The following is a 1,231-nucleotide window of genomic DNA, read 5'->3' as shown; positions in this document are numbered from 1 at the left end:
GATCAAGCAAGCCGTCGCGCAACTCAAGGACGGCCATCTGGAAACCCGCCTGCCGCCCCTCGGCAGTCAGGAACTGGACGAACTGGCCTCAGGCATCAACCGCATGGCCGGCACCCTGCAGAACGCCCGCGAAGAATTGCAGCACAGCGTCGATCAGGCCACCGAAGACGTGCGCCAGAACCTGGAAACCATCGAAATCCAGAACATCGAACTGGATCTGGCGCGTAAAGAAGCACTGGAAGCGAGCCGGATCAAATCCGAATTTCTCGCCAACATGAGCCATGAAATCCGCACGCCGCTCAACGGTATTCTCGGCTTCACCCACCTGTTGCAGAAAAGCGAACTGACCCCGCGCCAGCTCGACTACCTGGGCACCATCGAAAAATCCGCCGACAGCCTGCTCGGGATCATCAACGAGATCCTCGATTTCTCGAAGATCGAGGCCGGCAAACTGGTGCTCGACCATATCCCGTTCAACCTGCGCGATCTGTTACAGGACACCCTGACGATTCTGGCCCCGGCCGCCCACGCCAAGCAGTTGGAACTGGTCAGTCTGGTCTATCGCGACACGCCGTTGTCGCTGGTCGGTGACCCTCTGCGACTCAAACAGATCCTCACCAACCTGGTCAGCAACGCGATCAAGTTCACCCGCGAAGGCACCATCGTCGCCCGGGCCATGCTCGAGGACGAACACGAAGACAGCGTGCAACTGCGCATCAGCATTCAGGACACCGGCATCGGCCTGTCGAATCAGGATGTGCGCGCGTTGTTTCAGGCCTTCAGCCAGGCCGACAATTCGCTGTCGCGGCAACCCGGCGGCACGGGCCTGGGGCTGGTGATTTCCAAGCGCCTGATCGAGCAGATGGGCGGTGAAATCGGGGTCGACAGCACGCCGGGCGAAGGGTCGGAGTTCTGGATCAGCCTGAGCTTGCCGAAAACCCGCGACGATGCCGAAGACCTGCCTTCGGCGCCGCTGCTCGGTCGGCGCGTCGCCTTGCTGGAAAGCCATGAACTGGCGCGCCAGGCGTTGCAGCATCAACTGGAAGACTGCGGCCTCGACGTCACGACCTTCAATACCCTGGAAACCCTGACCAATGGCGTCACCGGGGCCCACCAGACCGATCAGGCGATTGATCTGGCGGTGCTCGGCATCACCAGCAGCGACATGCTGCCGGAACGCCTGAACCAGCATGTCTGGGACCTCGAGCACCTGGGCTGCAAAGTGCTGGTG

The 1,231-nt window shown here is 61.3% G+C and carries 1 protein-coding gene; it reads left to right on the top strand.

Features of this window, described 5'->3' with window-relative positions:
* Window positions 1–1,231: ATP-binding protein (locus tag DBR24_RS32515; protein ID WP_256591580.1), on the top strand; the 1,231-nt coding region annotated here is incomplete at both ends.

This window comes from Pseudomonas sp. HMWF006, assembly GCF_003061205.1.
Lineage (GTDB): Bacteria > Pseudomonadota > Gammaproteobacteria > Pseudomonadales > Pseudomonadaceae > Aquipseudomonas > Aquipseudomonas monsensis.
Note: the sequence above shows the minus strand (reverse complement) of the source record. Positions and strands in the feature narration are given on the sequence as shown.